Source organism: Paenibacillus plantarum (assembly GCF_013141695.1).
Classification (GTDB): Bacteria; Bacillota; Bacilli; order Paenibacillales; family NBRC-103111; genus Paenibacillus_E; species Paenibacillus_E plantarum.
Map to the genome: position 1 here is coordinate 14082 of NZ_WHNY01000016.1, position 13274 is coordinate 27355.

Consider the following 13274-nt stretch of genomic DNA (forward strand, 5'->3'; position numbering starts at 1 on the left):
CTCATGCTGCCTTACATTTGTCTTTGTCGTTCTAGTAAGCAGTAAGCACTCTCTTAGGCAGCTCTTCCATGAACGTTTTGTGCCATAGTGCAAAAATATAGAGAGTCCACAAGCGTCGTGCGTAGTCTCCTTGACCAATACGATGCTTATGCAGCATTTTCTCAACTGCTTCAATGTCGATGTAATCCTCAATACCGCTGGTTTTGATTTGATCCATCACCATATCGCCCATAGCGCCTTTCATCCAATCCCGCAGGGGTACTGGGAAGCCTAACTTCGGACGATTCAGAATCGGATCTGGAATGATGCCTTCCATCGCTTTTCGGAAAATGTACTTCGTTGTCCCATTCGCTATGCGATACTTCGCTGGAATGCGGCGAGCCACTTCGAACAGCTCCTTGTCCAGAAAAGGAACGCGCAGCTCCAAGGAATGCGCCATCGTCATTTTGTCGGCTTTCATGAGAATATCGCCAGGCATCCACAAATTCATGTCGATGTACTGCATCCGGCTTACTGGATCTAGATGTTTCGTTTTGTTATAGTAATCGCCGGCGATTTGCACAGGATTCTTGTAGGCGCGCAGCATCTCACTATCGAGACGGAGCACTTCCGCTTTCATATCCTCGGAGAAAATTTTGGCATTCCCGAGGAAGCGTTCTTCTAGCGGAGTCGTCCCCCGCAACACATAGTTGCGGCCTTTCACTCCGCTCGGCAGAATGCGTGCGAAGCGGTTCAGCATGCGCTTCACCGATGGCGGCAGCTGATCCAGCGGCTTGAGCGACTGCGGCTCGCGATAGATGCGATAGCCGCCGAAGAGCTCGTCCGCGCCTTCGCCGGACAGCACGACCGTTACGTGCTCGCGTGCAAGCTGAGCCACGTGGTAGAGGGCAATGGCCGAAGGATCGGCGACAGGCTCGTCCTGGTGCCAGATCGCCTTCGGCATCGTCGCAAAGAAATCATCCTGCGTGATGATTTTGTCGTAGTGCTCGGTCCCGAGCGTCGCTGCGGTCTGAGCAGCGATCGGCGTCTCGTTGTTGGCGCCATCGAAGCCAACGGAGAATGTGCGGATCGGTTCGATATTCCGCATGTGCGTAGCAATCGCCGTCGAATCGATCCCACTCGACAGGAAGCATCCGCGTTCCACATCACTGACCATGTGGAGCTTGACCGACTCTTTCAAGCCTTCACGAATTTGTTCCACATAGTAGTCAAATGGCTTCTCTTCCGGCTCAAACATAGGATCCCAATATTTATGTAGGGTCATTTTGCCGTCAAAAGTAATTGTAACCGAATGAGCAGGCGGCAGCTTATAAATACCTTGAAACATCGTATGTGGCTCTGGCACATATTGAAAGGTCAAGTAATTCAGCAAGCTGTCCGTATGGATCAACCGATTCATGCCTTCCGCCGCTAGCAAGCTCTTGATTTCCGAGCCGAACAGAAATTGACGGTCACTCACATGATAATAAAACGGCTTAATACCGAAGTGGTCTCTCGCACCGAACAGCTGCTTTTTCTTGCGGTCCCAGATCACAAAACCGAACATACCACGCATATGCTTCACGCAATCCTCGCCAAACTCCTCATAAAGATGGACGATAACTTCTGTGTCGCTCTGCGTGCGGAAAATATGACCGCGCTCCTTCAACATCGTGCGCAGCTCTTTGTAATTATAAATTTCACCGTTGAAAATAATCCAGACGGTTTCATCTTCATTCGCTAACGGCTGATGGCCTTCTTTGATATCAATAACGGATAATCGTCTAAATCCTAAGCCAATGCGGTTCTCAGTCCAGAAGCCGACATCATTAGGCCCCCGATGCACAATCACATCTGTCATTTGCTGAAGCATAGCCTCAGTTGGTTCTCTATCTTCAAAATACATAACACCCGTAATACCACACATGGTGAGACTCACTCCTCCGTACTCTCATCATTCTTTCTCTTGGACAACCGATATATTAGTATACCATATCAGCCCGTCTTTCAGGAAATACCATGAGCGTACGAGAATGGAAAAACCCAGATGCCTATAGAAAAATGATGGAAATGAGAAGTCGTTTTAGAGAAGCAGATAACCGGCTTTTTTTCATGAGATTCGACCACCTTTCCTCTGTGCACAAAAGTTGACCTCGGGCAACATTTAGGGTGAAGCTAATTCTTACCCTTGGAATAGGATATGCCGTTGGGCAGTAACTGGTGCACGTTGCTAAAAAGGCAGAGTATCTTTACTCGATTACGTGCCAGTAGATCAACTTAAACTTATCTCGACCTGACTTAATTTTTCTCAGCTTAACTTGATTCAACTTAACTTAACTGGAAAATGTACAGCTATTTAGGAGAAATCCACCGGGTAAATCGATTTAGATGGAAAACATGTAGCTAATTCTCCCCCATCAGCACATATTAGCGAAATTTCCTGAAATTAACTGTACAAAATCCAGCTATTCTCGATTTATATCGATTTTACGAAGAATTAACTACAGGAAATCCATCTATTCGCAAAAATGGGTCGACCGACGTTCAGTGGGCGGGGAGTCGCAGCGGCAGCGGCAGCGAGCAGTTGCAGCGAGCAGTTGCAGTTGCTATGTGATTAGTGGTTTGCGGTTTGCGGTTTGCGGTTTGCGGTTTGCGGTTTGCGGTTTGCGGTTTGCGGTTTGCGGTTTGCGGTTTGCGGTTTGCGGTTTGCGGTTTGCGGTTTGCGGTTTGCGGTATGTGATCTGCGGTTTGGGGTTTACGGGTTGCGGTTTGCGGTATGTGATCTGCGGTTTGGGGTTTACGGGTTGCGGTTTGCGGTATGTGATCTGCGGTTTGGGGTTTACGGGTTGCGGGTTGCGGGTTGCGGCTTGTACTTTGTGATTTGAGATTTGTAGTTTATGGTTTATAGTTTGCGGTTTGTGGTTTCCGGTATGTGCTTTGTGGGTTGAGGTTTATGGTTTATGGTTTATGGTTTATGGTTTATGGTTTATGGTTTATGGTTTATGGTTTATGGCTTGCGGTTTACGGTTTGTGGGCTGCGGTTTGTGATATGTGGTTTCCGGTTTGCGAGTTTCGGGTTACGGATTGCGGATTGTACTTTGTGCATAGTGGCACTCTCCACTCAACTGTTGACAACCGATGCCGACATAACTCGGCAATATATCCATCACCAAATTCAATAGCTTTAATCACAAAAAAGAGCCTGCCGCAGCAAGCTCTCTTCCCATTCGTACTTCTTCCACTATCTTTCTTCCACTTACTTACCAAGGCCGCTTCCCGCCGCCAAGTTTCGTCAGAACACCACCGTATGCCGCGTCATATGCTTCGAAAATTTTCGCCGCAATTGGAGATGCTCCATAACGTCCGAAACCACCTTCCGGCACTACGACCGCTACGGCCAGTTTGGGATTCTCCACCGGTGCAAAGGCGATCAGTACGGCATTCTCAACTCTTCCTCCAGCCACATCCTGTGTGGATGTTCCTGTCTTACGAGCGACATTGAAGGGTAATTCGTCAATGCCTTGAGCACCGCTTTTCATCCCATGAATAATTGTATTCCAGTCCGCTTGTGAGAACTCCTTGGATGAATCATCTAGGACTTCAGGCTCAATTGTTTTCACCAGATTGCCTTGATAATCACGTATTTCTTCTACGAATTGAGGTTTCATCCGTTTCCCACGACTAGCAAGCGTTGCCGTATACTGCGCAAGTTGCAGCGTAGTCGTCTTCTCATTCTGTCCCCAGGATGCGTAAACCATCGCGGATTGGTAACTGTCTTTCTCCGCATTTTTAATAAAGTCATTGGATCCAGCGTATTCACCAGGCAATCCACTGCCCGTTTGCACACCCATCCCGAACTTAGCTAGATACTCTGCCCATTTGGCTGTAACCTTCGAGTTTTCCCGTCCATATTTATTCCAGAAAGGGATACCTACCATTGCCGACATATACGTATTCGAGGAAACCTCAATGGCGGACGACGCATTTAAACTGCCATAAGCGTGTTTATCGGAGTTTGAAATGGAGCTATTGCCATCCCTACCAAAGGTAAATGTACCTGTATCATTGTAATTCTGAACCCCCGCTGAAAAGAACTTTTCTTTTAATCCGATTAATACGGATAACGGTTTAATCGTTGAACCCATGAAAACAATGGAAGAAGGATGCTTCGCATTCTCTTTAGCGTCTGGATATTTGGCTTTAGCTGTAGTGATCGTACCATTCTGTATGTACGTCTCGATCTCCTTATAGGTGGCTGTTGCCATCCCACCTGTCCAAGCATTAGCATCATAATCCGGGTAGTTCGCCATCGTGATGATACGTCCAGTGTCCACTTCCATCGCTACTGCGAAGCCCGAGGAGGCCTTTACCCCATATTTCAAATACGCATCATTCGCATTGGAAGGAGAACGGAGATATTGGATATGATCATGCAGCATTTTCTCCGTCGCCTTCTGAACGTCCTTGTTGATCGACAGATACAGATTATTCCCCTTAATCGGGGCTGTGACTTCGGCTCTTCCAATGATTTTCATCGCGGCATTCACTGGATACTTCTTACTCCCATTCTTGCCGCGCAGCTCATCTTGATACATGCGCTCGATCCCATCGAAACCGACATTCTCATTACTTAAATATTCTTCACTATTCGGATTATCCTTATAGATTTTTTTCGCTGTTTCAGTTGAAAATGCATTCGTATATCCGACCAATTGTGTAGCAATTGTCGTCTTATCGTCTTCCACCTCATAGGTACGGATACTTTCTTCCGTCACTTCCAGCCCTTTGAATTCATCCCGGTGTTCCAGCAAAAATGCAATTTCAGCATTGGATAAATCTGCTTTAATACGGCGTGGTACGGAATAGTAGCTAGGGTCTTTCACTTTATTTTTATTAATGTCATAGCCCAAGTCCATGGCAAGAACAATCTCTTCAGCTGTTGGGCTAACTGTATTCGGTTTAGCATACTTGTCAAATACTTCGCTCTTAATGCGTTTGGCTAAATCAATATTAGCATCCTTATCCTGGCCTGGTTCAATACGGAAAAATAAGGACTGTACGGGAATGGTATACGCCAGCGGGGATTTCGTAGAATCATAAATATTGCCGCGAATTGGGGCGATTTTGTTGGTTTGATTCGTATTGGTATTCTCCGCAGCCTTCAGATCCTTGGCTTGAACGAATTGAAGAATCGCTAACCGCACAATGAGTACGGAAAAAAGTAAAAAAGTAACGAAGAAAAATATATTGATCCGAAACGAAAAGTGCCGTTTTTTAGTGATTTCTTTTTTCTTCGGATCATCCATAATGGATGACTTCATGCGGGTTCATATCCTTTCTCACTATCACTTAGATCGTACTTCAGCGGCAGGTTCCTGAATCAATTCGAGTAGAGATCGGATTCCATCTCCCGTGTGATAAGGGTACCGAATAATACGAACAGCATCTATTCCTACTTGATTAGGGGCCCAAATATCATTCGTCTCATGATCCCCAACATATAGGACATCACTAGCCTCAACGTCCGCTATCTGTAAAGCAAGCCGAAAAATTGCAGGGTCAGGCTTCTCCAAACCAACTTCGGTGGATACCAGTACGGGGTCAAAATAGTGTAATACCCCTTTGTCAGCTAGAATCGCTTTCAGTGTCGGCGCAAAATTAGAGATAATACCGATACGAAAACCTTGTTTCTTCAGCTCTTCCAGAAATGGCTTCACATCATCAAATAAATCATAATACTCCGGTGCTGTGAAAATCTCGTATAACTCATGACAGCAGTTGAAAATCTCTTCCTCTGTCCAATCTTCATGAACGCCTAACTTATGCAGAACATAGTTGTATAGGTTAACCCAGAATTCACGATCTGACTCTGGACTGCATACTACGAAGTTATCTTTTTTCTCAACATAATAAAATAGACGAAATGCTTCTGTAAAAAGTTCATTAATATGATCTTCATCACGGTCAACTGCCCGCAGTTGCAAGTATTGTTTTAAAATCGTTTGTGCCGCAGGAATCGTTACTAACGTATCACCTGCATCCAAATAAATCATCTTATAAGCATGTAACTCTCTCCGCATATTCTCTCCTTTAAACGTCCCTCACATGTGTTTGATCGAAATTCGGCGGATTGAACCAATTAGCTCCACTTGCCACCCAAGTAGAATCCAGAGGTACCCACTTATTCGTTTCCTTGAGATACACTTCATTCCAGGCGTGCGGGCCATATCCACCCTGACCATCATACCCTAGACCTGTGACAACCTTCACATCAAGTCCAATGGATCTGGCCATTTGTGCGTATAACCTTGAATAATCAATACAAACGCCTTCTTTGGTATTGAACGTATCTTCTGGCGTTTGCTCCTTCCAAATTCGCTGTTCTTCATACAGCTTTACTTTATTCCAATCATACTGAACGCGGGTTCCGACCCAACTGTACAGCAATTTAGCCTTTTCTTCATCTGTCGTGGCATTCGCTGTAATTTCTTTGGCCGCATCCGAAATGTTACCCGGAATTTTCGCGTCAAGAACTTCATATTTTCGTTGCAAAATATTCGTGAATTCTTGCTCTACAGCACGCGTGAAAACAGGCGCCTTCTCCGCAATAAAATCACCTGTGAACGGTGAAATCACTTCTTGAGCTCCTTTTTGATACATATGTGAAGACTCTATATACGGGGTTAGCATCGAATGAGGGAATATGGAAACATAAATGAATAAAATAGCTATTAACATTAGAGCTCTAGCAAATCCAGCTATGGATCCAATGGCCCCGCCTGAAATCGAGCTCAAGATAGAATGACTCCGTTTGGGCATGGCAAACCGTTCTGCTAACCAACGCCCTAACACTAAATCAACCAAGTGATTCAAGATTTGTTTGATAATAACATAGCCGAGAATAAATAAAACGCCAAAACGGAGTAATGGAAAATCGCGCAAGCTAGTAATGACGGTATAGTAAGCTTGTTTTAACGCACTTATGTCCACCGTTGGAATCTGCAAATTCTGATCTTTCAGCCACGTTTGAATCCAAGGTGAAATCAGTTGCACACCCTTCCAAGCAATAAACATGGCGAGGATGGCGAGCACTGCTTCCACCAACATAGCAACGAAATGCCTGGCTGAACCAGAGCCACCACGGAAAAACCCCTGCAGCACAGAAGCTGCAATCGTGAGAACGATCAAGATGGATATAAAATTGATTGAGGTGGTTGAAAACCACGCGTTATCCGTCATGTGTACTCACCTTCCTTTGATAGGCTAGCCCAGCTAATGACTAGGCATTTTTCTTTGCTTGCTCGATGAATGCATTCACCGCAGCATTTGCATTCATTTTGAAAGTTTTCCCGAGAAAAGTGACCTGAACCTCATCGGATCCTGGTTTCCCTTCTACTTGCAAACTTTTCGTCGTAATTAAAAAGGAACCGTCTGGGTTAGCCTTGAATTTCGCCTCTTTGGCTTCCGAAGTCAAGGCACTAATCGTCTTATCTTTGATGTCATCGCTGACTTGAGAAATAACCGTTGCCCCAATATCTTTTATTTTATCCTTATAACTCGCTCCATAAACGATAAGCGCCCCAACGATGACAAGGACTACGACCCATTTCACCACGGTTTTGACAATACCAATCACAATAAATAGAACAATAATAGCCCCTACAATTAAATACCAACGATCCTGTGCAAACGAAATCCACTGATCCAACTTTAACCCCTCCTTATAATCCAAAAGTCCCTTCCTATCATACTACACGGACTCCTTAATCTTCATCTCTTTTTTTCCTTAACTGTGCTAGCTTCTGCTCGATTTCTCTGGTCTTATCTATGCTTTTTCCCGTTTTACGATAAGATTGTCTTAAACGAAAAACTAGAAAAATTCCGACGGCAGCCAAAAGTATAAAAACTATAGGGTCCATACTTCCTCCCTGTTTCGAATTTGTGTCATTTGTCCCGAACGGTCATATCCTTGGGACGAGCGGCGTAAAACTTAAGAAGAGATGAAACTAAAGGATCGAGGTGGTAAAACCGTGCGAACAGCCATATGGTTATACTTATTTATGTTTGTTGCATTTTTTGATTTACACGCGCAATACCCGATTTTATCCCCTTTCGCCTTATCGCTGGGAGCTGCTCCTTCATTTATAGGGCTCATCATGGGCGTATATTCACTCACACACCTTCCTGGCAATCTCCTTGCAGGCTATGGTGTAGACAAATACGGCAGTAAATTTTTCATTGTCTGTAGTTTAATTGTAGCAGGGATCATCTTACTATTTCAATCCAATGTGAAAGATCCGTGGCATCTGCTTTACATTCGTTCCATCAGTGGATTTGTACTTGCCTTTCTATCACCTGCTTGTTTATCTCTACTTGCTCGCATAGCGCGTGATCGCATTCATCAAAGCAAACTCATGGCAGGCAACGGCCTGGTCCACACACTAGCATCCGTAGTCTCACCTGCGGCAGGTGCTGTATTAGTAGCCAAGATTGGCTTTACAACCTCTTTTTCCGTATTAGGCTGGATCCTTATTTTCACGGGTATTCTTGCCATTTTCGGTGTAAAAGAGAAGGAAATGCTAGCTCACAAAGCGGACAAGGCAGGAGCCAAAGCCCTCTTAGATCCGCACGGACATCATGCATCACAGGATATCAAAGAAGATGATGAAGGTGATGGTGTCTCTATCCCCTGGCTTTTCTTCCTTATTCCCATGGCACTCTCTTGCTCACAGGGGATTTTGTTCTTCGAGCTGCCCTTAATGAAATCAGCACGAGAGTCAATCCTTACTTCTGGCGTTTTTTTCACATTAGTCAGTTTAGGCGCATTGCTTAGTATCTCTTTTTGGTTTTTGAATAAAATATCACCTTTTTTACGGACAATCTGTGGGAGTATCGGGCTTGCCGCAGTTTTCTTCGGATTAGCCATCCAGTGGCCAATTCCATTAACCGTATCCCTTTTCTTAATCGGAATGGCCAAAGGTGTCATTTATCCCGCACTTGCAGCTTTACTTGCCAGTATTACCAGCAGCTCTAGATATGGTCGTGTGTTTTCTTTGCTTTCGATTTCATACTCGGTCGGTGCCTTTATTGGACCCATGATGGCCGGCCAACTTCGCGATCATATATCCTCCTACTTCATTGCATTCTTCATCCTGATGTTAGCCCTATCGCTTCTGCCGTTTCGTACGTTCAAATCACCTGTGATAACTTCATAATTTCTCTTCACTATAAAAAGGCTTGATGTCGTCAGGCCTTTTTCCATGTGTCATACGCTGTAAATCCTTGTCATTTCCCAGGAAATATCGCAGCTCCGCATTACTTGGATCGCCGCTCCAAACGGGGTATACTACTCTAAAAAGGAGTGAAGGTGAATCCATGTCCATTACCATAATTGTTGAGGGAAAAAATGATAAAAGTCGCTTGAAGCGAGTCGTTGATGATACTGTCATCATCCACTGTACCTTCGGCACTCCCAGTTCCATTACCTTGGACTCGCTGCGCAAAAAGGTAGGCGATCTGCCTGTTTATATTTTCACTGACAATGACGCATCCGGCAAAAAAATCCGCTATTTGCTGCGCGATACATTTCCCGACGCCGAACACATCTATACCCGTAAGGGCTACGCAGGTGTCGAAGGCACACCAGAAGAATATCTCATTGGGCAATTAGAAAAAGCAGGACTGGACGCGTATATTATCTACCCTGCGCCCAACCCTGCTTATGAATAATCACTTTGCGTTATTTCCCTTTTGAAAGGGTTACAACATCCTTCACGATATGCTCCGCATCCAACTCTGGATTGCTTGCATCATAGTAATTTCTTAGCTGTCCTTTCGGATCCACTAACAAAATCGCATTGGCATGCGAGAAATTACCGTCCTTCTCTTTGATGACCATGATACCGAAGTCCTCAGCAAGCTTCTGAACCTTCGCTTCCTCACCTCGGAGGAACGTCCATCCACCTGGAATCGGCTTCGATTCGAAACGATTTCCGAAAGCTTTTAACACCTCAGGCGTATCTCTTGTAGGATCAATTGTAATCGATAGGATTTCTGCTTTCGATCCGAGAAGATCCTTCTTCTTCAATTCATCTTGTACTTGTGAAATTAAGAAGCTTGTTGGCAAACATACATCCGGACAGTATGAAAAGAAGAAATACACGAGTCTCACTTTACCCTCCATATCTTGGGAGGTCACTGTTTTGCCATCTAAATCTTGAAGCTGAAACGAAGGTGCTGCTTTCATTGCTGTTAATCTTTCATCCGGCTTACTGCCGTTCGTCACTAATTTATAAGCAAAGGATGCAATCATCGCAATTAAAATCGCACCCAGTGCTAGCTTAAACCAGTTTTTCTCCAAAAACGTCCCCATCGTTTTCGTCCCCCAGACTAAATTTTCGCTGTCGTATCAATAACCATCAAGATCGATAACAGCGTTAAATATAAAAGGGAGAACAAGAACATGCGCTTTGCCCATACAATTTCTGCTTCCCCATTTGCTTTGAATCCTTTGACACTCATGAAAACCCACGTTAATCCAAGAATGGTCGATACGATTAAGAAGATCGTCCCTACATACCCATATGCCGTTAACATTACTGTAACAGGTACTAATAGAACGACATAACGAACCATACTAATTTTCGTTACAAAAGTTCCTCTGACTACCGGCAATAACGGGAAGCCCGCTGCACGATACTCTTCCATACGGCGAATACCAAGCGCCCAGAAATGCGGCGGCTGCCATAAGAATAAGAACAAGAAAACCAAGATCGCTCCCAAATCAATATTCCCGCTAACTGCGCAATAACCGATCAGAGGTGGTACTGCTCCTGAGATCGCTCCTACGAATGTGCTCCATACCGATGTTCTTTTGAACCACGCTGTATAGATCCAAACATAAAAGAACAATCCAAGTAAACCCATTAATGTAGCTAAAGGTGAATGCGCCCCTAAATAGAGAACCCCTAATCCAATCGTACCAAGAATAATTCCGAACCAAAGAACAAAATTGGCGCTTAACCGTCCACTTGGCAGTGCTCTATTCTGTGTGCGTTCCATCTTCGCATCCATCTCACGGTCCAGATAATTATTCAGTACCGTACCTCCAGCCATAACAAGTGCTGTGCCTAGCATCGTCATAAATAAATGGAGCCAGTCAACTTCCCACTTGGCCGCTACCCAGTATCCAGCGAATGCTGTCATCAAATTGGAATAAATAATACCCGGTTTCACCAGTCGGTAATATTCCTTCAAGGTCACAGGCCCATTTGCACCTTTCGTCGAGCTAGCATCTATGGCATCAGTTCCAGCTTGCCCTTGGGACGAGCCGGTTGAAACATTTTCGTAAGTGACTTGATTATCCATGTGCGTTTACCTCCTCTATATCGAATTTCCGATCCTACACCTTAATGAACATTCTCATCATACCAACCCCTACATCATTTGACAATGAAGCACGGGCAGTTGTCATCATATTGTCGATTCTCCCTTCCAGTATGCGTGGAAAATGCACTTACCATTCGATTCCATTTTGGAATATGTGAAAAATTTGTGTAATTAGCCTCTGGGACACCTTATCGCCGCTAACTATGTTCCCATAAAGCTATCTATCGCCACTATCCCCTTCGCTCAGGCAAGCACGCGTTGGCGATCCTGAGCCATTGGGATAGTGTCCATAAGCTTCAGCGTTAAACATATTCCCCCGCCCACAGCCGGATAAATAGAAAGAGGAGACAGGTTATAACCTGCCTCCTCTTTCTATTTATTCACTAACAACGGCGTTAAATCAAATAAGCTGCGGCGGATTTGATGCCATGCCTTCGTCAAGACATCTTGCAGCTCCCAGGCATGCCTGCCCATGACGTTCACAACAAGTCCATATTTGTAAGTTAGACTTGCTCCTACTCGAACCCTATGGCTTTCCAGCTGACTTAATTTGTCCACAATGACTTCAAGGTGGCGTGGACCGAGCCGGTCTGAGAAGACAAACAGATTCCCCATATGCGTCTCGCCTTCCCAGCAGCCTGGTGAAGACAGCAACATCGTCCCTGGTTCAACACGCTGATTCTGATAAAAGATCAACTCGCCCTCATACCAGACTTTCATCCTGTTCACATACCTAGTATAGTGAAATATTTCCCCTCGCTGCGTGCGACCGGGACAAAGGACATCGGAGAAAATCAATGCTGATCCTCTCGATAGATGCGCTTCCGTTTCAGCGAATAAATCCGCATCCTTATAAAGCATTAGCGGCTCCGGCATATACTCGAGCAGCGCGTCAGCTTCCAGTCGAAGTATTTGATGCTGCGTGCTTCCTTGATCCTCCGAAGAAGGATGCACCTTCGTGAACGACTGGTTCGTTAGAAAAACACGTGCGCCCTCTTCAAGGCGCACGTTAATTTCATAATGATCACCGGCCATCAGTCCAGGTGAGCAATCCATCATATATACGCCCAATTGATCTTTGGGCGCGACACCATCCAGAAACGTTTCGTTCTCGTAACGAAACGTTTTGGCGATTTTGAGCGGGGAGGCATGATATTTGTGTACGAGCCGTGTGAAGCCGCTGCGCACCGCAAATTGTGCGGATATCTCCCCAGTCAGCTTAGGCATGGCTGAACTCCGTCTCCACCCAAGACACGATATCATCCAACCCTGTACCACCCATCAGGTTTGAGAAGATATACGGGCGCTCGCCGCGCATTTTTTTCGTATCGGAATCCATTACTTCCAGAGAAGCGCCTACATATGGAGCAAGATCGATTTTGTTAATGATCAGCATATCTGATCGCATGATGCCTGGCCCGCCTTTACGAGGGATTTTCTCCCCTTGGGCTACGTCAATAATATAGATGAAGCGATCCACGAGCTCCGGACTGAAAGCAGCTGCCAAATTATCACCGCCACTCTCAATGAAAATAATATCGAGATTCTCGAATCGTTTCTCCAGCTCTTCAATCGCTTCGAAATTCATCGATGCATCCTCACGAATCGCCGTATGCGGACATCCGCCTGTCTCTACCCCAATGATTCGCTCCTCTGGCAGGGCTTCAGAACTAATCAGAATACGTGCATCTTCCTTCGTATAAATGTCATTCGTGATAACGGCGATACTATAGCGGCCGTTCAACTTTCTTGCCAAGCGCTCTACTAGCGCTGTTTTACCGGAACCTACGGGACCTCCGATCCCAATTCGCATCGGGCGACTGCGGTCTGCTGCTGGCTTCTCCCATTCGTGATGATGATGACCGTTTCCTTGACACATAGTAATTCCTCCTCAGATATATCTAGAT

11 protein-coding genes are annotated in these 13274 nt (G+C 45.3%); 2 read left to right on the plus strand and 9 right to left on the minus strand.

The window, feature by feature from the left end:
• Nucleotides 1–31: 31 nt before the first annotated feature.
• The 5 genes from asnB to GC096_RS04885 all read right to left on the minus strand — a co-directional run bounded on the left by asnB (nt 32) and on the right by GC096_RS04885 (nt 7687).
• Nucleotides 32–1906 carry an asparagine synthase (glutamine-hydrolyzing) gene (asnB, locus tag GC096_RS04865; RefSeq protein ID WP_171629167.1) on the minus strand — a complete coding sequence of 625 codons (1875 nt, stop codon included), beginning with the start codon at nt 1904–1906 and terminating at the stop codon, nt 32–34.
• 1333 nt (nt 1907–3239) lie between these two features.
• Complete coding sequence (locus tag GC096_RS04870) at nt 3240–5300, minus strand: peptidoglycan D,D-transpeptidase FtsI family protein (protein ID WP_171629168.1); 2061 nt, start codon at nt 5298–5300, stop codon at nt 3240–3242.
• A gap of 24 nt (nt 5301–5324) precedes the next feature.
• A complete protein-coding gene (locus GC096_RS04875) occupies nt 5325–6059 on the minus strand; it encodes an HAD-IA family hydrolase (RefSeq protein ID WP_171629169.1) in 735 nt (244 codons plus the stop codon).
• Nucleotides 6060–6069: 10 nt separating this feature from the next.
• A complete protein-coding gene (locus tag GC096_RS04880; protein WP_171629170.1) occupies nt 6070–7218 on the minus strand; it encodes a transglutaminase domain-containing protein in 1149 nt (382 codons plus the stop codon).
• 40 nt (nt 7219–7258) lie between these two features.
• Nucleotides 7259–7687: a hypothetical protein gene (locus tag GC096_RS04885; RefSeq protein ID WP_171629171.1), complete on the minus strand. Its 429-nt coding sequence runs from the start codon at nt 7685–7687 to the stop codon at nt 7259–7261.
• 322 nt (nt 7688–8009) lie between these two features.
• Between GC096_RS04885 and GC096_RS04890 the strand changes: the two genes are divergently transcribed.
• Both GC096_RS04890 and GC096_RS04895 read left to right on the plus strand, forming a co-directional pair.
• A complete protein-coding gene (locus GC096_RS04890; protein ID WP_171629172.1) occupies nt 8010–9194 on the plus strand; it encodes an MFS transporter in 1185 nt (394 codons plus the stop codon).
• A gap of 160 nt (nt 9195–9354) precedes the next feature.
• The gene (locus GC096_RS04895; RefSeq protein ID WP_057308761.1) at nt 9355–9708 is read left to right on the plus strand and encodes a toprim domain-containing protein; all 354 of its coding nucleotides are present in this window, start codon (nt 9355–9357) and stop codon (nt 9706–9708) included.
• Between the two features lie 10 nt (nt 9709–9718).
• Here GC096_RS04895 and GC096_RS04900 read toward each other — a convergent pair whose 3' ends face one another.
• From GC096_RS04900 to ureG, 4 genes are all read right to left on the minus strand, one after another.
• Nucleotides 9719–10351 (minus strand): SCO family protein, encoded by a 633-nt coding sequence (locus tag GC096_RS04900; protein WP_246302580.1) that lies wholly within the window; start codon nt 10349–10351, stop codon nt 9719–9721.
• 17 nt (nt 10352–10368) lie between these two features.
• Complete coding sequence (cyoE, locus tag GC096_RS04905; RefSeq protein WP_171629173.1) at nt 10369–11346, minus strand: heme o synthase; 978 nt, start codon at nt 11344–11346, stop codon at nt 10369–10371.
• A 393-nt stretch (nt 11347–11739) separates the two neighbouring features.
• Nucleotides 11740–12594 carry an urease accessory protein UreD gene (locus tag GC096_RS04910; protein WP_171629174.1) on the minus strand — a complete coding sequence of 285 codons (855 nt, stop codon included), beginning with the start codon at nt 12592–12594 and terminating at the stop codon, nt 11740–11742.
• Nucleotides 12587–13246 carry an urease accessory protein UreG gene (gene ureG / locus GC096_RS04915; protein ID WP_171629175.1) on the minus strand — a complete coding sequence of 220 codons (660 nt, stop codon included), beginning with the start codon at nt 13244–13246 and terminating at the stop codon, nt 12587–12589. Before ureG ends, GC096_RS04910 begins: the two co-directional genes overlap by 8 nt.
• Nucleotides 13247–13274: the final 28 nt, after the last annotated feature.